This is a genomic window from Rhizorhapis sp. SPR117, assembly GCF_021742065.1.
In genome coordinates, this window is the sequence record NZ_JAKKIE010000016.1 from 47,118 (window position 1) to 71,687 (window position 24,570).

Below are 24,570 nucleotides of genomic sequence, written 5' to 3' on the forward strand. Positions count from 1 at the left end.
CCCGCCTGATCATGGCCGTCGCGCCTCCGTTGAAAGCTCGGCATTTCGGGTGACTGCGACCGCCGAATTGCCCGCCAGCAAGGAAGGATGCACAGACATCGACACCACGCCGCGGCTCAGGAAACGCGCGTTGATCATGAGGCGATCTCCGCCGGCAGCGCGAATGTGCATGGAGTTCGGCGATCCATTTTGCCGCCGTCGATCGGCAGCAGGAGACAGGTCGTCTGACGGCGCGCGAGCGGCTCGATCAGGTCGATCGCGAACTGGACGTGTGGAGCGGCAAGATCAGCCGCACCGCCTGTAAGCATCCGCTGTGAGAGCTGGAGCGTCTTGAGCGCCTGGTGGAGCGGATGCGCCGCTTCGCCCCCATGGCCCGTCATCTCTTCGACAGCCTTCATGACGGCCGGCCCGAGATGGGGGAGTTTACTGGCAGCTCCCTGAAACCGCGTGAAGACCCGCTGGCGACGCTCTCGGGTTCCCACCGCCAGGTCCGGGTCAGCCCAGGCCGCCCGTGACGACAACCCTGCTGCCACATTGCGCCCGCCTCGAGTGCGAGTTTGCACTGCTCGTCGCTCTCGACGCCTTCGACGACCACGATGGAGGCCAGCGCATCGGCCAGCCCTACCAGATGCATGAAGGCGGCCCGGTCCCGTGGGGATTGTCCAGCGCGCGCGAGGAAGAAACGATCGATCTTCGCAATGTCGGGCTTCAAAGCCAGAAGCTGCCTTACCGAAGCAAACCCGGTGCCGAAGTCGTCGACCGCAATCATGCAGCCCAGCGTGCGCATCCGCGATGCGAACGTCGCCGCCGCCGAGATGTTCGGGAAAGCGGTCGTCTCCGTGATCTCGATAACAAGGCGCTGCGCGACCGAACGGTCCGCCGCCAGACGCAGCTCGATATCCTGCCACCAGCCATCAAGTTGCGCGCTCTGCGCGGAGATATTGGCACCGAGCGTGACGCCTGGATTATTCTCGAGCTCCGCGATGACGGATGAGAGAATGTAGTGATCAAGGGCACGGACGAGCCCCAACCGCTCCAGGCCCTCGATCAGACCGCCCGGCGGATGGCTGTTGCCCTCATCGTCGACCAGACGGATCAGACATTCATGATACAGTACTCCATTCGCATCCCCCGCGCCGCGAACAGGCTGCCAGGCAAGCGCGACCTGGCGGCCCTCGCGTCGAGGCAGCGTGGAGCCCTCCTGGCCGTCGATTGCTGCGAAAAGAGCAGCCATTTGCTCGACATCGATCGCGCCGAACAATTCGGCCGCGGCAGCCATGTCGCCGCGATAGCGCACGGACCAGACCTCGCCATAATCGGGCGCATCGCCGGGAAAGCGGACACGCTCAAGAGCATGCAGGGCACAGGAGGCCAGTGCATCGGGTCCATCGTTAACCTCCGCTTCCACGCCGGCCCATGCTCCGGAGACAGCAAGGTGCAGTTGCTCGCCCGCGCATTCGAGGGGCACCATCGCGATAGCGGCACAAAAGGAGTGTATCCAGCGTTCGCAGGCCTTTTCGAGCGGCAGCCCGCCAAGCAGGGCACGGTTCCACAGGAGCACTTCGAGCCGCCCGTCCGGCTCGGGCGTCACAAGGCCGTCGTCGCGGAAAAAATCCGCCAGGATTCCGTTGAGTTGACCAACCGCCGATCGCGCTACTTCCGGCCCATAAGCGCGCAGGATATGAGGGTAATTATCGATCCGAAAAACGAAGTGGATGCTCTGGACATCAGGGCGCCGGGCGCGAGGCCGCAGAAAGTGGATGCTTGCGCCCTTCTCCTCCGTTCTCCCTTCCATAGTCGCCCCCTTTGATCGAGCGAGAACATCGCCTGATTCTGCGACCGAATACCCAATTCTGTATCAGCGCCCGGTCATGACGCCGATGCAGGTCAAGCCGGCGGTGATCGCATAAAATTTAGAGGCGTCTCGAAAGCGGGGCCGATGACACCGTCGACGATCTACGATCGTGAAGGACAGCGAAAATATTTAACTCCAGCTGAAATGGATAATTTCCTGACAGCGGCCGAAGAAGAGGAGCTATCCGTACGCAGCTTTTGCTGGATGCTCGCTGTTACCGGCTGCCGTATTTCCGAAGCCCTCGCGATGACTGTCCGTAACGTCGACTTTGAAGCGAAGCATGTCATCATCCAGAGCCTGAAGAAGCGCGGAAAGCTGGTTTTCCGGGCTGTTCCGCTGCCCGCGAAGTTCCTCAAGGAGCTTGAAAAATGGTTCAGCGCCAGACCTTTGGACGACGCACGTCTTTGGCCCTGGTCACGGATGACCGGTTATCGGCGCATCTGCGAAGTAATGCAGAAGGCGCGGATATTCGGGAGCTACGCCAGCCCAAAGGGGTTGCGCCACGGCTTTGGCGTGAGGGCCATTCAGGCCAGTGTGCCGCTTACCCTCGTGCAGAAATGGCTCGGACACGCAGACATAAAGACCACCGCAATCTACACTTGCGCTATGGGTCCCGAAGAGCGTGAGATCGCGGCGCGCATGTGGCGCAGCTCCCGCGTCGGTTCGCACCCCGAACCCAAAAACGCGGTCCAGGCGGCCGATTGGACGGCAATCGAACCTGGTCTTAAAATGACCGAAAAAGATCGCGAGGAGCGGCGCTCCGACTCAAAAAAACCTCGCAGAACTGCGAGTTTCGCAGCGGCGCAGGGGTCTCCCGAAGCACCTGATGTCGCACGATTTTTACGCCTGGCGTTCAACTTCTATTGCCCTCTGATACAGAATTGGGTACAGTGTCACGCGGTTTCCCTTTAGGTTTCATATACTTATCCTTCCATTCGCGGCAAGCTGCACATGCCGACGTTGTCATCGATTGCCGATGACCGGCACATTAAGGGAACGCATGCGTCCAGCCCATCGACGCTGCACCTGATTGTCGCAAATGACGTGGATTACCGCCGGTTTTAGCGGTTTTTGGCCGTCGCCAAGCCAAGCGCACCGTGAGACAAGGCGTGTGTGGGACAAGGTGGGACAATGACGTGCATGAAGCGCACGATTTTTCGGGTGCTGCAAGCCGTCAGGCGCGCAGCGCGTTGTACATTTGGCCAGTCAGTTCATGCGATCAGCCGACAGGCTTTGGACAGGTGCGTCGGACCCCGATCTGAAGCGCTTGAGGCAACCGCCATCGGAGTTCATCGGAAAGAAAATTTGCGCAGGTGCGAACATCAGCAGGCGCATGCGGTGGAACCGGGCCGGTCAGGCCGGCCCGGAACTCTCGAGGGTAATTCTACGCCCGCCGGAACCTGAAAGAGGAAAGGCGGGCTCCACATCTCGCGATGCGTACGAGTTGCGCAGCGCCGGGATCCAGCCTCGCTGGCCCCAGCTTGCGACTGCGTGGAGGGAGAGCGCGCGCTTTACGATCCGGCGGATGATCGCATGGCGCCTGCGAGAGTGGTAATTTCGTGGTGCGACATTTCCAGGTTTCCGTTGTTCTCCAACTTGTTCGCCGCGGCGTGCACGATTTCGCTATCGAGCACTCCCGATGCGACGAGCATCGAAAGGGTGGTTTGGGCTAGTGCAAAAGCAACACGGCCCGCGTCAATTTCGGCGGCCATGACAGGCTCCTCATTTCAAATTTTTGACGGAACGACAGTGCCTTACGCCCAGGCGGCGTTTACACGGCAATGTCCTTTGCTAGCGTCTACCGCTTTTCGAGCGATGTCACGGCCCAATCGGTAAAGGACCGCGAGGCTGCGTTGAACGTCCCGGAAGATCGAAGAGATTAGACCGAGCGCGCTGTCTGACCGACGATTCGAAGTTATTCAATGGCATGGGTCGCGCTTCGACAAGCATCCGCTCCCGATCGACCTTTGTCGCGGTCGAATGCTACCCGCACCGGCTTGCCGACAATGAGGACCTGCCTCGCACGTTCGCTGCAAGTCACAAAAGAACCCGACCAAGAGCCGTCCCATTTGCTACGGAAGGCTCGGCCGTCCGCGCGAAGCCGTCGAGTTGCTCGGCGTCATGCCAAGGAGAATCGGCGCTCGGGTTCCTCCGAGCGACAGGCGTGATGGAAGAGTTCCCCGACATGGTTGTTGAGCACTCTGGCGAGTCTCAGCAGCGACCCAGTCTTGCGGGCGGCTTGCGGAAGAAAGGTGTCGGTGGGTGTCTGATCATGCCCGGTGACTGGCAGGACGACAGCCGTGCCCACATCGGCAGAGGGCACGCGAGGCACCACCACGATGCGCTTGCGTCTGGGTTGCCGCTGAGGCCCCCTTTTGGTTTCGGACCGCCACATGCGCGAGGCGAACTGACGCTCTTCAGGCCCCATCGCATCGGTATAGATCGTCGTCGTCTTGATATCGGCATGGCCGAGCCAGCGCTGGATCAGGTTTAACGGAATGTTCGACTGGATCGCGCTGACGCCAAAGGCATGGCGCAGGCCTTTCGGCGAAGCATGAGCGCCGGTGACCCGGGCGGCCTGCATAACCTCGCAGACCCGGCGATAGCCGGTCATGCGCGACCAGGGCCAGAGACGGTCCGGACCCAAAATCCCCTCATCAAGGGCATCTCGCAGCAGGCGCAGCAATAGCGGTGACAGGGGAATCGTGCGGAAGACCTGCTTGCCCCGCTTTTTCAGGCTCTCGACGATCACATGGCCAGCTTCAAAATCGATGCTGTCCTCGGACAGCGCAAGGGCTTCGGAAATGCGGCAGCCGGTCGCTGCCAGCATCCAGCAAAAGCTGCGGACACATTTCTCACGTCCCGCAGCGGCATGGAGGAACGACTCGCGTTCCCGCTCAGTCAAATATTTTCTCCGACCTGCCCTATCGTTAACTGTCCAAGACGACAAATTTCCGGCCCCCTCTACTGTTTTAGCTGCCGCGACGTAGGGGTAATTTAGTTTACAAAACCTTCATCTTGACCGGGTTGACCGCGAATTATCCGGTCTCGTTCGAAAACCTGTCGCGGGGTAGTGAAGGATACAGTGCCATTTCCGAGGCCATTTCGGCAGCGGGTGCGCAACGTCTCGCGCGATGCTGCCGCAGAGCCCGACAGGTCGACCATATGGAAGACGCTTCGCCGGATCTCACCCGTTTACGCCACACGACTTGCGGAACGCGAACGCACTCGAAAGCGCCTATACCTGTTATGCCTCCGACTGTCAGCGGGCGACCGCATAGATGTTGTAGAATAGATATTACTTTCGATCCTCGGACAATTCGTTCTTCAATCTTGGGCCAATTTCCATTCGTCGGGTCAGTGTGTCGATAAAACGCTCCCATCGCTCCCGTCCCTGCGCCCTTGTGGCCTGATCAGCGCTAGAGGGTATAAGGGGCGTCGCGCTGAGCCAGTTGCGGACAAACAGGGCGAGCGTCTCATTGGATAATTCAACATGCCATTCGACGCGTCCAAGATCGCGGGTCAACCGGTCCAGACGACGGGCAAGCGCCGCTTCAAGACGGTCGGAGGCATCGGGCGACAGAAAGGTATCTAAAGCGGCCTCTATGATGGCGGCTTGGGTAGTGCGCCGCGCGTCGGCATGGTTGGCGAGCCTGCGGGCGAGATCACCGCGCAGGCGGATGCTGCGTTTGACGTGGCCATCAGTCATAGCACGATTCCGTCATCGGGATCGAGTGAAGCATTCCGGGCGTTGTGGCGCATAGTGTGATCAATCTGACGTTTTGTGCGCGCGGCCTCCTCATCTTGGCCGTCGTCGGTTGAAGAGCTGTCATTATCTGCTGACTCTGGAGGGCGTGCAATTTCTTCATGTTCGCCTAGTTCGGGCTCTCGGCGGATACCGGAATTGGCCGGGTCACTATCGGAGTCGTTCTCGCTGGATGATCGCCGCGCGCCGCCGAATGGGCCGGGCTCTTCTTCAGTTTTGAACTTCCCGACCGTTGTCTCGTCCTTGGAAGGATCCGACATGGGTGTCGCTGTGACCGGTTCCAGTCCGGACCAGTCATCCTTCGGGCGCAAAGCGGGTTGGAGTGGCACCGGTTCCGGTGGTGGTAGAAGCCGGGCACGGAAACGGGCATCGAGATAGTACCGCGCCTTCGTCGCGCGAATGGGTGGTGTACTCGCCACAAAGACGATCTCCTCGTCGGGCGAGAACTGTTGAACTTCGCCTGGAGTCATCAGGGGACGTGCGGTCTCGGTACGCGAGATCATGACATGACCGAGCCAGGGCGAGAGCCTGTGACCCGCATAGTTCTTCATCGACCGCTGCTCGGTAGCTGTACCGAGCGCATCGGATACACGCTTGGCAGTACGATCGTCGTTGGCGGCGAAGGCCACGCGCACATGACAATTGTCGAGGATCGAGTTGTTCTGCCCGTAAGCCTTCTCGATCTGATTGAGGCTCTGGGCGATGAGGAACGTCTTGATCCCGTAGCCGGCGACATAGGCCAGCGCGCTTTCGAAGAAGTCGAGCCGTCCCAGCGCCGGAAATTCGTCGAGCATGAACAGTAGCCGCTGGCGTTGGTCCTTCACCGTCAGTTCCTCGGTCAAGCGCCGGCCGATCTGGTTGAGCATCAGGCGGACCAGCGGCTTGGTCCGGCTGATATCGGACGGTGGAATAACGAGATAGAGCGAGACCGGCACGGGCGAATGGACGAGATCGTCGATGCGCCAATCCGATGCACCCGTCACCTTCGCGATCACGGGATCGCGATAGAGGCCAAGGAACGACATCGCGGTCGAAAGCACGCCCGATCGTTCGTTATCGGACTTGTTGAGCAGTTCCTGCGCGGCGGCGGCCACCACAGGATGGACGCCCGCCTCTCCCAGATGGGGGGTCGCTTTCATCCTGTGCAGCGTAGTCTCTATCGAACGCCGAGGGTCGGAGAGGAAGGCGGCGACACCGGCGAGCGTCTTGTTCGGCTCCGCATAAAGGACATGGAGGATGGCGCCGACCAGCAGAGCGTGACTGGTCTTTTCCCAATGGTTGCGCTTCTCCAGTGATCCTTCGGGATCAATTAGCACATCGGCGACATTCTGGACGTCGCGCACCTCCCATTCGCCTTTCCGTACCTCCAGCAACGGGTTGTAGCGATTGGAGGCTGGATTGGTGGGATCGAACAGCAACACCCGTCCATGCCGGGCTCGAAACCCAGCAGTTAGCTGCCAGTTCTCGCCCTTGATGTCATGGATAATGCAGCTTCCCGGCCAAGTGAGCAGCGAGGGGATAACGAGTCCGACACCTTTGCCAGACCGCGTCGGCGCGAAGCACAGCACGTGCTCGGGGCCATCGTGGCGCAAGTAGCGCTTCTCGTGCCATCCGATCACTACACCGTCGTCTGCATAAAGACCCGCCTTGCGTATTTCCTTGACGTTAGCCCAACGCGCTGAACCGTAGGTCTCGGATTTCTTTTCTTCGCGCGCGCGCCAGACTGACATGGCGATCGCGACCACAACGGCGGACATGGCTCCCGACACCGCGATAAACGCGCCGGTCTCGAAGATCGTGGGCGCATAGGCATCATAAGCAAACCACCACCAGAAGAAGGCTGGCGGCGGATAAATTGGCCATGGTCCGAGCCAGAACCAGGGGTCACCCAGTTCGGGTTGATAGGCGAGCGCATGGGCAGTCCATTGGGTTGCAGCCCAAATGCCCGCAAGCGTGATACCGAAGACGGCAATGACCTGGCCCCAGAGAATGCGGGTCGCGTTCATGAGACGAAGCTCCTTGTTATGATGATTTGAAAGATCACAGGCCCAGTCCCCGGCCGCGGCCGAGCGACCAGTCGACACTGCCGCCGGGGGTCATCGTGCCGCTAATGTGCCGGCCCAGATGCTGATCGAGCGCCGGGCGCCAGGGGACGAGTTGGAACCCTAAGCCGTCGTCGATCATCGCGAACCGCCCCGAGGCGAGGGTCACCCGCTCGCGATAGACGCCGCTCACATAGTCGCCGGCTGACGACGGTTTATGCGAAAGACCGGTGCGCTGGCCGATCGCCTCGATCTCAGCGTTCACCTCGTTGTCCTTGAGTGTATTGATCAGGTCGCGGGCGAAGAGGAAACCGGCGCCGCGGCGCTGCGCGAGGCCAGCAGCTTCGAGGTGCAGGGACCGTGCTTCCATCGCGTCCCGGATCTCAACTCCGAACCCGCCGCCGGTCGCGAGCGGTTCGCGGGAAATGAGTTGGCGGTCTAGCCAGGTCGCGCCGGGCGCCTTGACTTGCTCGGCGAGGGAGAGGTCTGAACGCGTGGCCAGCGACAGCCGCGTGTTGCCCCTGGTATCTTTCCAGCTCCGCGTCTCGACGATCGCACCGGCTTTGGCATCTCCGGTCATCTCCATATCGTCGAAGCGTAGATGATGCGTTTGCCCCTCCGCGCCTTCGATAACGGCATAGGCGGTGCCGGCGAGTTCATCATGAAGGCCGCGCTCGAGCAGCCGACCTATGATTGGGTTTGCGGGGGTCTTGCCGTGCAGCGCGAAACTGGCCGGATCGATCGGTCGTCCCCCATCGCTCATTGCTCGATGCATTGTCTTGATGATGTCGCCTCGAATGGAGAGATGGCGCAGTGTCCGCTCAGCTTCCGGCTTCACCGACCAGATCGCCGGACCTTCCTTGTCGGCCAGTCCGAGCCGCTCCAGCTTGCCAGCGCGGCCCAACAACAGGCGGCGCATTTCTGGATCATCATCGCTGCCCGGACGCAGATCGACCAGACCGGTCACTTCATCGGTCAGTCCCACCAGTCGCCGGTCGAGGCTGGTCCAACGATCGGCATCCACCTCCCTTTCGAGCGCGGTGTGGATTTCCTGCTCGGTGCGCAGCCCCAGCTCGGCGGTGATGCGCTCCTCAGCACGGCCGCGCATCCCTTCACGGATGTAGTCGCGATCGATGACTAGATCGCCGCCGCTCTCGTCAACGCCGCGAACAAGAATATGAATATGGGGATTGTCAGTGTTCCAGTGATCGACCGCCACCCAGTCGAGCCGGGTGCCAAGGTCGCGCGCCATGTCGTCCATCAGTTCGTGCGTGAAAGCACGAAGATCCGACATCTGCGCGGCATCCTCAGGCGACACGATAAAACGGAAATGGTGCCGGTCATCCTCGCAGCGCTCGGCGAAGGCATCGCCATCGGCCTGATCCGTGCGGGCATCGAACATCGAGGCCTCGCGTCCATCGCGGGTGACGCCGTCGCGCTTGAGATAGGCGAGGTGACGGGCCAGGGGCGCCGAGCGAAACTTCGCCCCCTTATGCCGAACCACACGGGCCTTGATGACGACGCGACGGGCGTTGGCCGGAACCCGGGTGCGCAGCCGTGCGATGCGACCGCGGCCATGGTGCCCGGTGCCCCGGCCGCGCGCTGGCCCCCGGCGGCTATGGCCCGCCTTCGCCGCAGCCCGGCGAACCTGGGCCGCGAGGCTGTGGACCTTGCGTCCCGATCCCCGGCCCGCGTCGCGGCTCCTTCCCGGTTGAACCCGGAAATCATCCTCGTCGCTGGTCATTGCAGCCCCGGAATCCGGGTTGCCACCCGCCAATATATTGATGTCACGCGATAATCATAAAATCGCGCCACCGGACCAAATCCGGTGCCACCCGAAAACCTCCCAGACTTACAACCACATGAAGCTCCGCAGGTGGCATCCCTTTTATCTCGCCATCCATTTTTTCTTTCGATTGCAGTTGGTTGCTTCCTACTCAAACGCTGCAAATCCCACGCCTGACAACGCCAGCGATCGCCATGGCCGCTCATCGTTCACTCCGTCCGGAAATCGGGACGAAGAGACCGTGCGAACCAGACGATGAAGGACGCGGCGGCTCGCTTGACGGTGATGGGACGGGCGCGGAAGGAATGCCGCCCGGCTGCGCGGTGGGTGCAGGATCGACAGCTGGTTGGTCGCGATCCAGCGTGCCCTCATCGCGCTGCACGAACAACGTCGCGTCTTGCCAGGATGGCGCAACCGGACGCGGAGGGGCAGGCACGATAGCAGGCGAAGCGATGCTGGCTGTGCCGAGCATCGGCGCAACCTTCGTAACATAGGCGATCGTTTCGGGGGGGAGCGGAAGACCGCGCCGACGCCAGTTATCGACGCGACTCGGCCCCGCATTATAGGCAGCCAGCGCGGCGGTAAGATCGCCATAGCGATCGAACATCGCACGCAGATAGGCCGCACCGGCATGGATGTTCGCGCGTACATCCCATGGATTGTCACCGAGACCATAGGTCGCCGTCAGATTACCCCAGGTGCCGGGCATGATCTGCATGAGTCCCATGGCACCGGCCCGCGAGATCGCCGTCCGATCGCCATTGCTTTCGGCGCGCATCACCGCCCATATCCACGCTTCCGGAATGCCGAACCGCGCGGCCGCCTCGGTCACGTAAGCACCATAGGGATGCACGGTCGCTGCTACGGCGGGCACGGCGGCGAGCATAGACATGGCCGGGAAGAGGAAGGACAAGGTTCCGGTCAAGGCCGATGCGCCAGTGAGACGAACCGCACAGGACCGGCAGCGTGATGACAAGCAGGTGCGCATCAGTTCAGTCCGCTTTGGGACGCCGCAGACGCGGCGACCAGAGCAGGACATGGCCCTCGTCACCGCGATTGGAGCGCAGCAGATTGGCGCGGATCGGACGGGCGAAGCCCGGACAATCAAGTTGTAATGTGACGAAGGCACCGGACTTGCCGTCATGGTTCCAGCCAGATCCGACCTCGGGACCGCTGCCATCAGGCGCGCCTTCATCAGTAAGATGGATGCGCCAGTCCGGAGCGCGGCCGTGTCCGGTGAAGCCGGTCGGCACAAGCTGCAACGCGACATCGAGCGTGAGCGTGCGTATGCGGCCGACAAAGGCGTCGCCGTCTTGATGAAAAGACCCTATCTGCACGGGAAATCTCCTTCTTCGCTGGTGAGAGAGGCAGTGCGGGGCGCAGCCGCGCCAGCGCAGTGGCGCGTCTGGTGTGTCGCGGGTGAGGATGGGTGACGCGCGGCCGATCAGTCCGGAGGCCGAGATTGGCCCAAAGTAGCGCCCATCGAGACTGTCGGGCGCGGCGTTCAACAGGAACAGTTCGTCTGCATGCAGGTGGCGGCAGCCGCGCCAGACCGGCAACGGCCGTCCACGGCTGTCAGACGTGCGCGCCGCAGCGACTAGGCGCCCATCGATCGTCACCGCCGCATCGTGGCGGCAGATGAGGGAGCCCGGGCGGGCGGCGATATGCTTGAGCAGCGGCACGCCGATCGGCAAATATTGACGCTCTGCCATAAACCGAGCCAGCGCTGGCGGCGGCGTGACAACGACGACGTCACCGATCGCAGGCTCGCCTAGCGGATTGATGCGATAAAGCCCTATCGGTGCACTTGCGCTGGCGTTCCACAGCAGCAGTTTGGGCAGCGGCAGGACGGCCGCGACCAGCGTAAGGCCGACCACCGCGCCGGTGAGATGCGGTAGCACCCGTAACAGCCGGCCGGCAATCATTGTCCCAGTGCCTTACGCTTGAGCCAGGCCCTGTGACGTTCCATTGTATAGGCACGCGCGGCCTCTCCAGCGCTCATCCGGTTGTGGACATGCCGCCAATGTTCCGGCGCGATGTCGCAGGGGTCGAGTCCTTCGGCCTCGACCTGATCGATCGCTTCAATCACCTGCCGGACCTTGGGCCAGCCTTTGATCGAGAGCAGCAACTCGCCGCCTGGGCGCACGAAGGGCACGGTCGTATAGGGCTCGCCGGCACGTACAGCCCGCACTATGTCGATTCGCGAATGGATCGTGCCATAGTCGTTGGCGGACCAGCGGATGAACGCGACGATCGCATCAGGCCGGAAGGCGAGCACACGGGTTTTGCGGCTGACGATGCGCTCGCCCGCGATACGGCCGAAGCGAATCCAGTGCTCGAGCCGCTTCTCGATCCAGATCAGCTCGATCTCAGTACGACCGTTGCGGAGCGGCGGCGTTGCGCGCGCAGGCTGGCGTTCGTCACGCGGGGAATGACTCACAGGAAGTCTCCGGGAAGATGAAGGGAAGCTGTCGGCGCGCCGCCGAGCGGCAAAGTGGAGGCGATGCGGTCGTTGGCGCGCACCGCCATGGGCGCGTCGATTTCGCAGCCGAGATAGCGCCGACCCGTTGCGCGGCAGGTTTCGCCGGCAGCGCCGGAGCCTGCGAACCAGTCGCCGACCAACCCGCCAGGCGGACAGCTCGTGCGGATCAGGATTTCGAGGAGCCCAACCGGTTTTTCGGTCGGATGGATGGCCCGTCCGTGGCAATTGCGCGCGTAGATGACCGAGCGCATCAGACGCGGCCCACCGTCCTCGCTTACATAGTGGCCCGCCTCAATATGGCCGGTGTGAGGCGGACGACGCTTGCGCCGGACGGTCCGGGTGATCGCGTCGGGCGTTGTCTGAACGTCGTTGTAGATGCCGGTCCAGGCCGCGTCGTCACGATAGAATTGCACGGCGAGTTCGTGAACGCGCTTGAAGCGATCGGCATGGAAAGCACTACCGTTCTGCTTCTCCCAGACCACCTCCTGCGCATAGCGAAGTCCAACCGCCGCCAATTCTTGCGCCACGCCGATGAAGCTACGCAACGATCCGAACAGCCAGAGCGAGCCCGATGGAGCGAGTGCCTGCCGGGCAAGCGCGAGCCAGCCTTCGACGCGCCGATCCCAGACGAGCGATGTGTCACCATAAGGCGGATCGGCAAGAATCATGTCGAACGGCGCATGTGCGGGCATGACCGCCCCCCAGGAAAGCTGGCGGCAGTTGGGCTGCCTTTGTCGCGCAAACCGTCCACAAAGCGGTAGCGCGTTAGAAAGAGTCCGAAGGACTCATTGTTAGCAACGTTAGTAGGAGGCTGATTTGGCGCAGATTTCCTGCGAGTCGCAAGATCGCGGGGTTTCCAATAGGCCGAATCTGCGGTTTTTAATCGGCCGAGCGTCACGGTTTTCAATAGGCCGAGTCTCATGGCCGGTTACCCACAGGCTTGAGCTTCAGGCGGCGCATGGCGCGATCGAGCGGATCGACGGGCACGGCGACGAAGTTCAGCCGCTCGCGGCCGAACGCATATTCACTGGCCAGAGTGTAGCCGGGAAGCGCCTGACGGCGGACGATACCGCGCACCTCGAACGCGAATTGCTTAAGCGGCGAGAGTGCGCCTGATTTCCTGTACAGATGCGCGATGTCGAAGCTCCAGCCGCCGGACTGGTGACCGCCATGCTTGCGCACAATGCGATAGAGCCAGCGTTCAAGACCACCGGAGAGATTGAAATATGCCCGGTCGATCGTCAGCACGAGCGCGCGATCGACGACGCCGGCGTAGAACCAGTCAGGCAAGATCAGTTCGATGCCAAGCGCCCGTCCGCCATCATCGACCAGTTCGCGCCATTCGTTGATCCATGAGAAGCGGTGGCGCCGCCGCTGATGTTGCTGGCGGATCGATGTTGCGACTGTGGTCGACTGCAGCCGGTCGAGTGCAGCCTTGAGCCGATCATAATGATCACGACCGGTTCCGCGCCCGATGAATCTGAGGATTTCGTGTGGGGTAGTTACCAATAGGCGCGATGTGGGACGGCCTGCATCGCCCGCCTCGACGATCTGGCTCGCGGCCCAGATCAGAACATCCGCGTCCCAGATGGTCGCCATGCCATGTTCGGGTACGGCTTCGACCGAAATCCAGGTGTCACCCATACGGAAGTCGATGGGCGCAGTCCTCTTGCGCTTGGCGAGACTGAAAAACGGCCAGGACATAAGATCCTGTGCGTCACGCACCGCCAGATCGCCGGGAACCGAGCGGAACAGCTCAAGTTGCGCGCGTTCGGCGGACGCAAAGGTCGTGGGCCTTGGCATCGCGATCAGTCCAATCCCGCGATGCGCTTGGCGGGATGCACGGTGCCGACGCCGGGATCGGAAGTCGAACGGCGCGTACCGAGTGCTGCCCAGGCGTCGAGATCTGCGATGGCATAGACGATCCGTCCGCCAAGCCGCCGATAAACCGGACCCGTGCCGTAGCAGCGATGTTTTTCGAGGGTGCGCGGAGAAAGGCCCAGATGCGTCGCCGCATCCGGAGTCTTCAGATATTGCGGCCGAACGACGGCCGCCGGGTCGGCCTCTTTAAGGTATCGCGGCGTAGAGCCGCTCTCGCGCGATTGCATGGGCGTCCTCCTGATAGGGGCCGGAAACGGCGGCGTTCACCGGCGATGAGGAGGTCAAGCTGTCGGAGGGCCAGCCAGGAAAGAAGGGACAGGGCAGTGATTAAAAAATGTCCCATAGTCAGCGGCCCTGAAGGAGATCGCGATAACCGCTGCGGACGAGCCAGTTCGCTTCCTTCGTCCAGCGGCCGATCTTTTTCCGCTCCGAGCAATCGGCCCATGCCGCGGCCGAGAGCGATGAAAGGGATGGATCAATAAGAAGCTCGGCAAGTTCGCGCGGCGATGCGCCGGCGTTTTGACCGTCGAGCAACTGCAAAAGCATTTGCAGCCGTTGCCTGCGAAAGTCGGTCAGCCTTGCGGCTTCGGGCGACGGGACGCGCGAGCGTCCCCGCAACCAGCGGAGGAACCAGATCGATGCCTGTGCGCGCACCCGCGCGCACGGCTCGGGCGGGAGCAGGATAGCGCCCGGTTCGCTAAGTCCCGGCTCGAAGCGCAGACGCAGGACGTTGCGTCCGATACCGATGGTCATATGGAGGCCATCCTCGCCCGCGAAGCGGAGCGAGACCTCGCGAAGGCTGTCCGGATCGATACGGGCTTCTGGAGAAAAGCCGTAAGGCGATGAACCGATGAGGACAACGAAGGGATGCGCCTCGGCTCGCCAGATGGGTCGGTCAGGGGGCGCTGGTTGGCGGGGGTCCAGGACGAAATCGCAACCCCCAGCGTTTGGCGATAAGGCCATCCTGGGTGCTGTCGCGAGTGGAGCGGTTCGACCAATCCTTCACGAAATCCGCGTTTCGCCTGAGAAACTCGAAGGCATAACCAGACAGATCTAGTGTGCTGACGTTCGGCGCGGGATCGTCCACGCGCCAGTCCGAAGCTGGCGGCATCAATTCCTCCCCTGTTTTTCTATCGTGTAGAAAGCGAGGAAGAATGAAGGGGTTATTCCAGAATTACAGGGCCCCGATATGTCCAGTCAGCGCAAAATGGGGCTCTTGACTCACCGCTTCCAGCAAAACTGTTCAAAGGCCGCCAACTGGCGGTATCCGGCTTCACTCATCCAGCGCGCGCGCGCCAAGTGACTTTCGTACAATCGCCGAGCCCGGTCTCGATCGCGGATCGGATCGACATGAAAAATGATCTGGATCGCTTCCTGCCATGTCGCGGTTTCATCCGCGCTCGCATCAAGCAAGCGCAAGTAGGTGCGTAGATGGGTCAAATCATAATCAGTGACGACTTGCCCCTGCGGAGGAACTTCCAAGAAGGCCGGTTGATTCACGCCCCGATGCTCCTGGCAAGCAAAATCCCTGAGGCACCGCTACGGCTGCGGCTGCGCCAGATTCTGTGATGGTGGCAAACAGGGTGCGCTCGATACCATCCAGAATGGACGAAGCGAAGGGGCTGCGTCGAACGCTTATTCAGACCGTGAGAAAAACGCGGCGGGATCGCAGTCAAGCTCGCTCGCGATGCGCTCGAGCGTATCGACGGTCGGCGAATTCTGCATGCGTTCAAGATTGCCGATATAGTTTCGGTCCAGTCCGGCACGATGCGCCAACTCCTCCTGCGACAAGCCCTTTGCCTGCCGCAACTGCCTCAGATTCTTAGCAACGATCTCCCGGAGTGTCATGGGAGGGACGTTGCTTGCCCCCCTCCATATCACCACCTAGTATAGTAGGGAAAGCGTCACCCGATCTGTCGGATGACGCTTTCGCCGGTCAGTCGCGGTCCCGTCTTGTCTGCCGGCTCCAGACCAGGTCATATTCGCCATCCTCGCCGCTGAAGAGCTGTGCGAAAATGGGAGCGGTGAAACTGGGATCGTCGAGTTTTATCGAGAGATAGGGCCGGTCGTCGCTTGTACGCTTGCTCCAGGCAGCGCCAACTTCTGCCTCGCCGGCATAGACGCGGTGGCTGGGCGCATTACCGCTGGCCTGTTCGTCCGCAACGATGCGAACCGATTGGGCCTGAATGGAGAGCGTGATGATCTGGCCCCTGAGCTCGCCTGAAATCTTCGTGAAGCTGCCGATCTTTGCCATTTTAGCTGTTCCTTTCACTTCGAGCCGCACCCATTGCGGCCTCGATGCGCCAGACCAGCCGGCAGGCGACCGGCGGTGCAGCCGGAGGCCCGCAGCGCAAGCGGAGGACGGCCTGGACCGGAGTTTCTTGTCGCGCGAGGAACGGTGGAACGCCGTGGGGAAGGAAGTCCGCGGACGGGTCGTTGCGGCAAGCCGGGCGAGCGACAGCGTCCTGATGGCCAATGAGCGCATCTCGACGAGGCCGGGTTGCAAGGGGCTTGAGAACAGGAACTGCTGAGACGTCGGCACGCTGGTGAAGAACCGGAAGTGCCAGACCTGAAATTCGAGAGTGTATTCGGATCGCTGCATCGCCGCCGATCTGCCGACGAATTATGCCTCCCGTCAGCCGTTCAGCAAGAGCGAAGCGCAATCGCTTTGAAACGGCTAGCGAAGAGATGATGCCGCCTAGTCGGCGCTTGCAATCGACCGCGAATAAGGCTGCGGCGCTGCTTCGGTAAGTGCCGGACAGGCCAGCCGCTTCCAGGCCGTCGCAGCAATGACGAGCCCTCCGGCCCAACTTAGAGCGGAAAGCAGCGGGCCGGCGTCAATGGCAAGTTGCAACACAGCCTCCACGGCATGATAGCCTGCGACACCGGCCGGAACCGCAAACAGAAGGCCAATCATCATTCTGATTGCCGGCGAACAAACGACAGAAAGCAGAAACTGCCCGACAATCAGGACAGCCATTCCCACTCCCAGGCCACCGAGAATTGCTACCGGATATCCGTAACTATGGTCGTGCAACCACAAAGCCAGAGCGATGCCAGCGCCGACCGGCAGCGCGTACACGGCAAGGCTGAACAGCAACCAGATCATATAAAGGCCAGCAAAAAGGCCGAGAACGAGAAAGATGGTCATCGATGTGCGTCCTTCCGAATGACGAATGATCGTCGGACGCGCTCTCCACCACCTCCACAGCGCTTGCATTGCGAGGACGAGAATAGCGTCGGGATATGGTGAACGAAACCGGAAAATGCTCCGCTTTCCTGGCGAACACGTTTCTGCCGATCAGGATGGAAATGGGTCATATTCCCGCACCACGTTCGCAGGATTGCCGTCGAATTCGTTCCAGGGCATCACCGCGTAGTTGCCGTTGTCGGTCCGCACGAGAACGATGACCGTCATGAGCGTTTTCGCGAGGTTCCAGGCGAGCGACTGGGCGGTCTTGAGCGGCATGGGGTGAACTCCTGTCTCAGGAGCGGAGACCATCCCCGCTCGACAGGTGCCCCGGCGGCCGGGGGCTGGCCGCAATCACCGCGCAGGGCCTGGCCGAAGCGGCCGCACGCAAAGCGTAGCGGACCCTTTACGGGTTGATTGAAGGAGGCCTGACTGCGGCCAAGGGATCAGCGCCTATCGAGAGCGGCGGTGGTATTCGTGTCCGAAGAGAGCATCCTTGTGCCCAGCAGCCCGGTCGGTCGCCTGGAACCTTCCCCGACCCGCACTGCCCGTCTGACTGCACCACAGGGCGATGCAAGAGAGAAGATGACCGTGACGTGGGGGCTGCGTAGGGATTGTCGCGCCGTCCGGAACGGACATGAGTCGGGGCCTGGCGGTACAGACATAAAGAGTGGAGATTTTCGTGAACAACAATGATCTGGCCGAGGCGCTTGCGACTGGAAACGGCATCACCAAGGCAGACGCGCGCAAATATGTCGACGGCGTCTTCGCGGCGATTGCCGAGGCGGCCGTCAAGGGCGAAGAAATCTCGCTGAACGGTTTCGGCAAGTTCAAGGTGAAGGACAGCCCGGCGCGCGAGGGTCGCAATCCGGCAAATGGAGAAACCATCCAAATCGCTGCATCGAAAAAGCTGACCTTCGCGCCCGCCAAGGCGGTGAAGGACAAGGTGAACGGCTGAGGTCTACGACATCCTGGATATCGTCGCACAGGTCGGCGAGCTTGAGGAACGGCTGCGTCAGGCGATGCTCAAGAGCGATGCCGCGGAACTGGACGTTTTGCTCAGCGATACACTCGTCTTCACCAATCAGGACGGCGTGCGCCTGACGAAGGATGACGACCTCGCGGCCCATAATTCCGGCCTGCTGATCGTCCACGATATCCGCATCGTCGGGGATCGCATCGTGCGCCCTATGGGCGAGACTGCCTGCGTCTGCGTGACAGTCGATCTGGACGGACGTTATGCGGGTCAGCCGTTCCAGGGCAGGTTTGCCTATACGCGGCTGTGGCATTGTAAGACGGCCGGATGGCAGGTCGAGATCGCACACTGCTCGCAGCTGGCATCAAACACATGAAGGCCCGGCCCCGCCCAAAGGCGGGGCCGGTGCCGGATCAGGCCGGCGGGTTCCAGATGATGACCTTCTTCATCGGGTCGTCGCCCGGCGCGTTGGCGACATTGCCGTAGATGGTCCCGAACTCCGGAGCGGACAGCGACACCGAGACATATTCGGCGCCCGTGGTCTGCGAGTAGCGGTTCCAGCCAGCTCCCAGCTCGAAGCCGTTCTTGCGGCTGATGATCCGGAAGTCGGGTTCGCTCTCCTTCATCTTGCGCGCATTGGGGACGATGGCGATCGGCGCGGTGACGTTGAGCGTTGCCAGCGTGCCTTCGAGGCTGCCGTCGGTCTTCACGTTGAGGTTGGCGATAGTGGCCATGATCAAAACTCCTTCGGTTGCTCGGGGACCGCCCCCGATGGCGCCCAAAGAAGAGCCCGGATTGCTGACGTCACTGGAGCGTAAGCGGAAGGGAACCCTCTTGCGGGGTTGACGGCCAAGGCACGCCGAGGATCGTATGCAGGCGACAGATGAGGGGACGGTCTCCAATAGCCGGAGAGGTTCGTTGGCCCTGGCCACCGCCCGCCTGTGCAGAATGATGTCAGCCGTTGCGTTGCATTCTACGTCACTGTTCCCAGCCATCGCCCTGCTCGCAGGCAGGAAACGCACCCACGCAGTTTCCGCAAGACTGGATGCTGGCCCGGCGCTGGATCGTGTCCGCCCAAGTCTGGCTCGGCATATTGGTGTCCTCGGCTGTTGCGGTCGATCGGGTTTGCGGCTTCGCTGCGCCGGGCGGAGGTTGGATGACGAAGGTTCGCCCCCCGCCGCCTATTCGGCTGTTGGCCCGCCAGGGTTTGGCGAGACGACGAAATGATGCTGTCAAACGTCAGGACAGTGCCCTGGAAAAAGCATCACGATCATCCTTTGCCCCGCTTTTTTTGCCCAGATCGTAAGCGGCATCTCTCATGCTCGTTTCGGTAAATCATGTTCGTAGAATATGTCATTATCTGCCATTCGTGACACATTCATGGATTTAAGCCAAAAAATGCAATATGATTTCCATTATGAGAGTATTGACAGAATGGAGTTGGTCGTGACGATACAGGTCAACATCACACCCAACGGACGGATGAGCCTGCCCGCCGATCTGCGCAAACGGCTTGGGCTGAGTGACGGCGGCGCCGTGTTTCTTGAAGAAACCGAAGACGGCGTGGTGCTGCGTACCGCCGCGCAGGCGGTGGCGCACGCCCGGGCCATTGCGAAGCGCTACACCAAAGACCAAGCGGACGAAGCGTCGAGCGAAGCCTTCATCGCGCATCGCCGGACGGAGAGCGGCGAATGAGCGATCTCGTTCTTGATGCCTCTGCTCTTCTTGCCATGCTCAACGAGGAACCCGGCGGCGGCAGGGTCGCCGACGTCATCGCCTCCTCCCGGATCGGCGCCGTCAATTACGCCGAAGTCGTCAGCCATTATATCCGGCTCGGCATGCCTGAGCGCGAAGTCGACGCGATGCTCGATCCTCTGCCGATGACCATTGTTCCGGCCGACAAGGCACTGGCGCAGCTCGCGGGACGCTTGCGGGCTGTGACCGCCGACGCCGGATTGTCGCTGGGGGATCGCTTTTGCCTCGCCCTGGCTATTCGCGATGGCCTGCCGGCCTGGACCGCCGACAAGGCTTGGCGGGGCGTGGCCGACGCCGCCAAGGTCGAGGTCGTTGTGATCCGCTGACGAGCACAGCGCAGCGTCAGCCACTGCGTTCGCGGAAATCCCAGATGCGGATGCCCATTTTGCGGGCCTTGTCGGCGAGATTATCCTGGATGCCGGTGCCCGGAAACACGATCACGCCCCTCGGCATATCCTCGAGCATCGCATCGTTGCGTTTGAACGGCGCGGCCTTCTTATGCCGGTTCCAATCGGGCTTGTATGGCTTTTGGGGAACCTTGCGGTCACGTGCCCAGCAGGCGGCGATGCGTTCCGCGCCGGTCGGCGTGCTCCCATGCAGCAGGATCATCTGCGGCAGTTGCGCGTGGACCTTGTCGAGCACCGCATAGATGCGCTGGTGATCATTATAGTCGGCCCCGCCGGAGAAGGCGATGCGCACACCCTCGGGATTCAGTACCAGCGCGTCCTGATAGGCGCGACCGTCAAGCTGTTTGCGGCTGTCGAGCACCGCAGAGGTGAGCGCCTTGCGGTTGACCATCGGCCCGGAGCGGGGCAGCCAGGGCTTGCGGATGTGGATGCGGTGCTGCTCGGCGGCGGCATCGCGGAAGAATTCCATGGTGTCGCGGCGTTCGAGCATCGTGATGCCTTCGGCGATGCAGCGTTCCAGCTCGACCGACTTTACCTCGCTGCCATCCTGTTCGCGCTGCATTCGCTTCTGCGCCTGCTCGTTGTCGTCGAGTTCGCGTTCGATCCGTTCGCCGGCGCGGTGGAAGACATTGACGATACCCCAGGCCAGATCCTCAAGGTCGGGTTCGATCCGCGTGTCGGTGAGGCAGGAGACGAGCGCGTCGAACATCTCGGCGACCGCGCCGCCTGCGATGCGATCGTCTGGCAGGGGCCGATGATCGGGCTCATCTTCGAACGGCCGGTGGCCGTAAAGCTGCATTTCCTGAAGCAGATAGGCGGTTGAACCGGGCTGTGCCTCGCGCTCGTTGTCATGATCGCTCGCCATCTTGTATCTCCGTCGTCTGACAGCCGCGCCTCTCGCGGCCTTCGTGGCGACGGGGAGCGGCGGGCGGTGCGGGACAGAACCGCGCTTCTTGGGCGCGGCCGAAGCGCAGCGGAGGATGGCGGAAAGCGGCCATTTTGCTTCGCGATGCAAAGGGGCGCAGCCCCGGTGGAAAATGGCCGCTGATAAGCCATTGCCGTCCCGGGCCGCTTGCCGCAGTCGCCCTCTGACGAAGGCCGAGTGCGCGGTGTCCCTGACAAAATCGGAGTGGATGGCGAGCCGGCGTGACCGGGGCCATGCGTTGCCCCGTCGATTACCCGTGCTTCAGGAAATGCCCGGCATCGCTGGGCTGGAGTTGAACCCGCAGGATCGCCGCCAGTCGCTCCTTGCCGAAGGCGACAAGATCGTCGTTGAAGTCCCCCAGCCTCGGCTCGAGAGGCACGACCGCGATGCCCGCCTGGATCGCCCGTTCGGTCAGCGTCGTGAGTGCGCCCGCACCGGCCGGATCGTCGTCGCGCGCGACATAGAGGCGCTTCAAGCCCGCCGGGAACCGGATAGCGGCGAGATGGGCGGCCGAGAGTCCCGCGATTCCCGGCATCGCGGGTATGATCTGACGCAGCGACAGCATGGTCTCGATGCCTTCGCCCGCCATCATCACGGCTCCGCTCTGCCCGAACCGCACCCCGTTTCCGAGCAGATGGCCCATGGCGCGGCGAGGATATGCGACCGGCGCTTTGCCCGAACCGTCGAGTGCGAGCCAGGTGCGATGAATTCCCGTGATGCTGCCATCGAGATCGGTGACCGCCGCGATCATCGCCGGCCATGCGGGGCGGACGCCTGGGGCGTCCTCGTCCGATGCTCGATACCAGCAATGGCGATGGAAGCGCAGCGCCTCGCTGCCGGTGAGATTGGTGATGTGCCGGGACGCGAGATAGGTTCGCACCAGACTGCCCTCGATCGGCTTTGCGGCCGCATTCAGTCGCCGTGCCGCCTCCGGTGTGCCGGTTGGCGCCTTTGTTCGTCGGACAGGCCGGTCCTCGCTCGGTGCTGGTATCGGCAGACTGAGGAAACGCCGGGCCTCGTCGAGTGTCTCGCGCATGGTCCGGCATCCTCGGGCGACGGCGATGATGTCGAGCAGGTCGCCATGGTCGCCATTTTGCGCGTCGGTCCATTTGCCAGCCGCGCCGCGTCCGTCGGGGGACGCAGCGAGACGGACATAGAGGCTGCGCCCCGGCGTGTTATGGACATCGCCCACCAGCCAGTATCGGCCCTCCTTGTGGCCCTTCGAGAGATAATGGCGGCAGACGCCCTCCGCGTTATCGGCAAGGCGGCAGGCGATCTGGCTGGCTGGACTTTGCATGACGGGGCTCCTCAGGCTGCCTTGCGCGAGGAAAGCTTCTCGACCGGGAAACGATCGAACAGGCCGTCCAGTACGCCGGCGCCGACAGCCCCTGTCGGCACGTAGAGCTTAAGCTTCCACGAGACGATCTCCGAGATCAACCCCATGGCTTTGAGGCGCTCGATACCCAGATCGTTGAACCCGGTGAGTTCGATCCGCCATTCGTTCATCGCCCGGACGCGCTGGAGTTTCTGGTTCTGCGCCAGATGCAGCGCGACTTCACCCGACATCAGCATGGCAAGCGCTTTCTCGCCGGTTATGCGCACCGGCACATCGTCGTCATTGGCGACGCGCGCGGCCCATGCCGGGGACACCCGGCGGCCGATGACACGCTCGCCGTCATCGCTCTGGAGCCGGTAGACCCGCGTCGACTCGTCAGGCAACAGCTTCCAGATCGGGAGCAGCAGCCCCGAGACCATGTGCAGGGTCGAGGCCTCATGGCTCGGCAGTCCGGCAAGTTCGGCTTGCCATGCAGCGCTGAAGGTCGCTTGGTCGGCCTCCTCCCACTGGCTCGCGCTCAGCATCTCGGTCGCCATCACGCTGTCGGTCAGCGGCCAGATGAGCCGCACGCGCGGGTGGATCGCACCGTCATCATCGGTGACGCTGCGCGCCCGGCGCTGGACGGCTGCCCGGCCGGTCTTCACGTTCACCAGCAGCTTGGCTCCGCGATCGTCGACTTGTGATAGCGCATCGGCGAGCGAGAGCGGCATCAGCCGATCCTTACGCTCGATGGTGAGCAGCGCGGTCTGCGCCCCGGTGCCTGGATGCGTATAGATCGGCGCACGCCCGACAATACGGAAGCTCTCGGCCTGCAACGTCTCCAGCCCAACCTCATAGCTGCCGGACGCCTGCGCCTGTTCGATCCGCGCAGTGAGCAGCCCTTCGAACGCCTCGAACAGCAGGTTCTGCATATCGACCGTCAGCGCCAGCATCCGGTTCAGGAAGATGTTGATGCCGGGCAGCTCGTCGCGCAGGCCGCCGTCGCTGTCGATCAGCGACAGGCCGGTCGCCGCCTCGAAGCGATCGAGCGAGCAGCCCTCGACCTTGCCGCGCGAGAGCAGCACATAGAGCTGGCGCAGCGCATCGCGCGCATACCAGCTCTCCAGATTGTCCGCCGCGCTGAACATATTCTGCCCGCCGGTCTGGCGCTGGCCGCGCGTGATCGCGCCCAGCGAATCGAGGCGCCGAGCGATCGTCGAGATGAAGCGCTTTTGCGCCTTCACATCGGTGGAGACCGGCCGGAATAGCGGGGGCTGCTTCTGATTGGTGCGGTTGGTCCTCCCGAAGCCCTGGATCGCGGCATCGGCCTTCCATCCGGCTTCGAGCAGATAATGGATGCGCCGCCGCTGGTTCATCGCGCCGAGATCGGCATGATAGGACCGCCCGGTGCCGCCGGCTTCGGAGAAGACGAGAATCTGCTTCCTGTCCTGCTGGAACGCATCGGTCTCATGGAGGGCAGCCGAAGCCGGACGATTCTCGACCGCAAAACGAACGGAACCATCGTCATTCTTCTTCGGCACGACGCGACGCGAGCGGCCTGTGACCTCCGCCACCCTGTCCGTCCCGAAATGCTGGACGATCTGATCGAGCGCGCCGGGCACCGGTGGCAGCGCTGCGAGCCGCTCGATCATAGCATCGCGGCGGCGTACCGCCTCGCGATTGACGACGGGCACACCATTCTCGTCGCTGACCGGCCGGGAGGAGAGATTGCCGTCGCCATCGGAGAACGGCTCGTAGAGCTGCACCGGGAAACTGTGCTGGAGGTAAGAGAGAACGCCGTCCCTCGGCGTGATGTCCACCGACACATCATGCCATTCGTCGGCCGGGATCTCGGCAAGGCGGCGTTCCTGCATTGCCTCGCCGGTCGAGACGATCTGGACCACTGCTGCATGGCCTGCCTCCAGGTCGCGCGCGATGCTGGCGATGACGGCGGGCGTCTGCATGCTGGTGATGAGGTGGTTGAAGAAGCGCTGAAGCATACCCTGATAGGCGGATTTGGCCTGCGCCTTGGCCTGCCGGTTGAGCGTGCCATGGGATGCGCTGGTGACGCCGGCGGCTTCGAGGGCCGCGTCGAGATTATTGTGGATCACCTCTTATCGCGAGGTCGCGATAATGTGAAGGAACGCGGCGCAGGCCCGCAAAGCCGCGGAACACCCCGCCACGTCCTTC

30 protein-coding genes are annotated in these 24,570 nt (G+C 62.3%); 5 read left to right on the forward strand and 25 right to left on the reverse strand.

What is annotated here, in order from left to right:
- Positions 1-9 precede the first annotated feature (9 nt).
- The 3 genes from L3X40_RS22310 to L3X40_RS08370 are packed head-to-tail and all read right to left on the reverse strand — an operon-like array spanning position 10 to position 1,795.
- Positions 10-138 (reverse strand): hypothetical protein, encoded by a 129-nt coding sequence (locus L3X40_RS22310; RefSeq protein WP_272907933.1) that lies wholly within the window; start codon positions 136-138, stop codon positions 10-12.
- The gene (locus L3X40_RS08365) at positions 135-398 is read right to left on the reverse strand and encodes a hypothetical protein (RefSeq protein ID WP_237365186.1); all 264 of its coding nucleotides are present in this window, start codon (positions 396-398) and stop codon (positions 135-137) included. The genes L3X40_RS22310 and L3X40_RS08365 overlap by 4 nt, the downstream gene beginning before the upstream one ends.
- Positions 395-1,795 (reverse strand): EAL domain-containing protein, encoded by a 1,401-nt coding sequence (locus tag L3X40_RS08370; protein WP_237365187.1) that lies wholly within the window; start codon positions 1,793-1,795, stop codon positions 395-397. The genes L3X40_RS08365 and L3X40_RS08370 overlap by 4 nt, the downstream gene beginning before the upstream one ends.
- A gap of 144 nt (positions 1,796-1,939) precedes the next feature.
- Here L3X40_RS08370 and L3X40_RS08375 point away from each other — a divergent pair, with 144 nt between their 5' ends.
- The gene (locus L3X40_RS08375; RefSeq protein ID WP_237365188.1) at positions 1,940-2,767 is read left to right on the forward strand and encodes a tyrosine-type recombinase/integrase; all 828 of its coding nucleotides are present in this window, start codon (positions 1,940-1,942) and stop codon (positions 2,765-2,767) included.
- 599 nt (positions 2,768-3,366) lie between these two features.
- Here the strand turns inward: L3X40_RS08375 and L3X40_RS08380 are convergent.
- The 18 genes from L3X40_RS08380 to L3X40_RS08470 all read right to left on the reverse strand — a co-directional run bounded on the left by L3X40_RS08380 (position 3,367) and on the right by L3X40_RS08470 (position 17,281).
- Entirely contained in the window at positions 3,367-3,567 is a 201-nt protein-coding gene (locus L3X40_RS08380; RefSeq protein WP_237365189.1) for a hypothetical protein, read from the reverse strand.
- A 407-nt stretch (positions 3,568-3,974) separates the two neighbouring features.
- On the reverse strand, positions 3,975-4,760 hold the full coding sequence (locus L3X40_RS08385) for a tyrosine-type recombinase/integrase (protein ID WP_237365190.1): 786 nt from the start codon (positions 4,758-4,760) through the stop codon (positions 3,975-3,977).
- Between the two features lie 393 nt (positions 4,761-5,153).
- On the reverse strand, positions 5,154-5,564 hold the full coding sequence (locus L3X40_RS08390) for a CopG family transcriptional regulator (protein ID WP_237365191.1): 411 nt from the start codon (positions 5,562-5,564) through the stop codon (positions 5,154-5,156).
- Positions 5,561-7,627, reverse strand: a complete 2,067-nt coding sequence (locus L3X40_RS08395; RefSeq protein WP_237365192.1) for a conjugal transfer protein TraG — start codon at positions 7,625-7,627, stop codon at positions 5,561-5,563. The genes L3X40_RS08390 and L3X40_RS08395 overlap by 4 nt, the downstream gene beginning before the upstream one ends.
- A gap of 34 nt (positions 7,628-7,661) precedes the next feature.
- Entirely contained in the window at positions 7,662-9,407 is a 1,746-nt protein-coding gene (locus L3X40_RS08400) for a DUF3363 domain-containing protein (RefSeq protein ID WP_237365193.1), read from the reverse strand.
- A 244-nt stretch (positions 9,408-9,651) separates the two neighbouring features.
- Complete coding sequence (locus L3X40_RS08405; RefSeq protein ID WP_338331135.1) at positions 9,652-10,374, reverse strand: lytic transglycosylase domain-containing protein; 723 nt, start codon at positions 10,372-10,374, stop codon at positions 9,652-9,654.
- A 67-nt stretch (positions 10,375-10,441) separates the two neighbouring features.
- Positions 10,442-11,374 (reverse strand): DUF736 family protein, encoded by a 933-nt coding sequence (locus tag L3X40_RS22415; protein ID WP_338331136.1) that lies wholly within the window; start codon positions 11,372-11,374, stop codon positions 10,442-10,444.
- A complete protein-coding gene (locus tag L3X40_RS08420; protein ID WP_445177166.1) occupies positions 11,371-11,889 on the reverse strand; it encodes a DUF2840 domain-containing protein in 519 nt (172 codons plus the stop codon). Before L3X40_RS08420 ends, L3X40_RS22415 begins: the two co-directional genes overlap by 4 nt.
- Positions 11,886-12,623, reverse strand: coding sequence for a DNA-methyltransferase (locus tag L3X40_RS08425; protein WP_237365194.1), 738 nt, complete (start codon positions 12,621-12,623; stop codon positions 11,886-11,888). Before L3X40_RS08425 ends, L3X40_RS08420 begins: the two co-directional genes overlap by 4 nt.
- 226 nt (positions 12,624-12,849) lie before the next feature.
- Positions 12,850-13,734 carry a replication initiator protein A gene (locus L3X40_RS08430; RefSeq protein WP_237365195.1) on the reverse strand — a complete coding sequence of 295 codons (885 nt, stop codon included), beginning with the start codon at positions 13,732-13,734 and terminating at the stop codon, positions 12,850-12,852.
- A 5-nt stretch (positions 13,735-13,739) separates the two neighbouring features.
- Positions 13,740-14,039, reverse strand: coding sequence for a helix-turn-helix transcriptional regulator (locus tag L3X40_RS08435; RefSeq protein ID WP_237365196.1), 300 nt, complete (start codon positions 14,037-14,039; stop codon positions 13,740-13,742).
- 118 nt (positions 14,040-14,157) lie between these two features.
- Complete coding sequence (locus L3X40_RS08440; RefSeq protein WP_237365197.1) at positions 14,158-14,565, reverse strand: DUF2285 domain-containing protein; 408 nt, start codon at positions 14,563-14,565, stop codon at positions 14,158-14,160.
- 142 nt (positions 14,566-14,707) lie between these two features.
- Positions 14,708-14,923, reverse strand: a complete 216-nt coding sequence (locus L3X40_RS08445) for a transcriptional regulator domain-containing protein (RefSeq protein ID WP_237365198.1) — start codon at positions 14,921-14,923, stop codon at positions 14,708-14,710.
- Positions 14,924-15,033: 110 nt separating this feature from the next.
- Positions 15,034-15,312, reverse strand: coding sequence for a DUF2285 domain-containing protein (locus L3X40_RS08450; protein ID WP_237365199.1), 279 nt, complete (start codon positions 15,310-15,312; stop codon positions 15,034-15,036).
- Between the two features lie 135 nt (positions 15,313-15,447).
- On the reverse strand, positions 15,448-15,660 hold the full coding sequence (locus L3X40_RS08455; protein WP_237365200.1) for a helix-turn-helix domain-containing protein: 213 nt from the start codon (positions 15,658-15,660) through the stop codon (positions 15,448-15,450).
- Between the two features lie 88 nt (positions 15,661-15,748).
- A complete protein-coding gene (locus L3X40_RS08460; protein ID WP_237365215.1) occupies positions 15,749-16,066 on the reverse strand; it encodes a DUF736 domain-containing protein in 318 nt (105 codons plus the stop codon).
- A 444-nt stretch (positions 16,067-16,510) separates the two neighbouring features.
- Positions 16,511-16,963, reverse strand: a complete 453-nt coding sequence (locus L3X40_RS08465) for a hypothetical protein (protein ID WP_237365201.1) — start codon at positions 16,961-16,963, stop codon at positions 16,511-16,513.
- A gap of 150 nt (positions 16,964-17,113) precedes the next feature.
- Positions 17,114-17,281 (reverse strand): hypothetical protein, encoded by a 168-nt coding sequence (locus L3X40_RS08470; RefSeq protein ID WP_237365202.1) that lies wholly within the window; start codon positions 17,279-17,281, stop codon positions 17,114-17,116.
- A gap of 403 nt (positions 17,282-17,684) precedes the next feature.
- On the opposite strand from L3X40_RS08470, the gene L3X40_RS08475 reads away from it, so the two are divergent.
- Both L3X40_RS08475 and L3X40_RS08480 read left to right on the forward strand, forming a co-directional pair.
- Positions 17,685-17,960, forward strand: a complete 276-nt coding sequence (locus tag L3X40_RS08475; RefSeq protein ID WP_237365203.1) for an HU family DNA-binding protein — start codon at positions 17,685-17,687, stop codon at positions 17,958-17,960.
- Between the two features lie 19 nt (positions 17,961-17,979).
- Positions 17,980-18,354 (forward strand): nuclear transport factor 2 family protein, encoded by a 375-nt coding sequence (locus L3X40_RS08480; protein WP_272907934.1) that lies wholly within the window; start codon positions 17,980-17,982, stop codon positions 18,352-18,354.
- Positions 18,355-18,391: 37 nt separating this feature from the next.
- On the opposite strand, the gene L3X40_RS08485 is transcribed toward L3X40_RS08480, so the two are convergent.
- On the reverse strand, positions 18,392-18,712 hold the full coding sequence (locus L3X40_RS08485; RefSeq protein WP_237365205.1) for a DUF736 family protein: 321 nt from the start codon (positions 18,710-18,712) through the stop codon (positions 18,392-18,394).
- Positions 18,713-19,424: 712 nt separating this feature from the next.
- Between L3X40_RS08485 and L3X40_RS08490 the strand changes: the two genes are divergently transcribed.
- Both L3X40_RS08490 and L3X40_RS08495 read left to right on the forward strand, forming a co-directional pair.
- Positions 19,425-19,673, forward strand: coding sequence for an AbrB/MazE/SpoVT family DNA-binding domain-containing protein (locus L3X40_RS08490; protein ID WP_237365206.1), 249 nt, complete (start codon positions 19,425-19,427; stop codon positions 19,671-19,673).
- Positions 19,670-20,059, forward strand: coding sequence for a type II toxin-antitoxin system VapC family toxin (locus L3X40_RS08495; RefSeq protein ID WP_237365207.1), 390 nt, complete (start codon positions 19,670-19,672; stop codon positions 20,057-20,059). Before L3X40_RS08490 ends, L3X40_RS08495 begins: the two co-directional genes overlap by 4 nt.
- 16 nt (positions 20,060-20,075) lie before the next feature.
- Here L3X40_RS08495 and L3X40_RS08500 read toward each other — a convergent pair whose 3' ends face one another.
- The 3 genes from L3X40_RS08500 to L3X40_RS08510 all read right to left on the reverse strand — a co-directional run bounded on the left by L3X40_RS08500 (position 20,076) and on the right by L3X40_RS08510 (position 24,254).
- Positions 20,076-21,005, reverse strand: coding sequence for a DUF2493 domain-containing protein (locus L3X40_RS08500; protein WP_237365208.1), 930 nt, complete (start codon positions 21,003-21,005; stop codon positions 20,076-20,078).
- 310 nt (positions 21,006-21,315) lie between these two features.
- A complete protein-coding gene (locus L3X40_RS08505) occupies positions 21,316-22,362 on the reverse strand; it encodes a DUF7146 domain-containing protein (RefSeq protein WP_237365209.1) in 1,047 nt (348 codons plus the stop codon).
- An 11-nt stretch (positions 22,363-22,373) separates the two neighbouring features.
- Complete coding sequence (locus tag L3X40_RS08510; protein WP_237365216.1) at positions 22,374-24,254, reverse strand: strawberry notch C-terminal domain-containing protein; 1,881 nt, start codon at positions 24,252-24,254, stop codon at positions 22,374-22,376.
- Between the last annotated feature and the right edge of the window lie 316 nt (positions 24,255-24,570).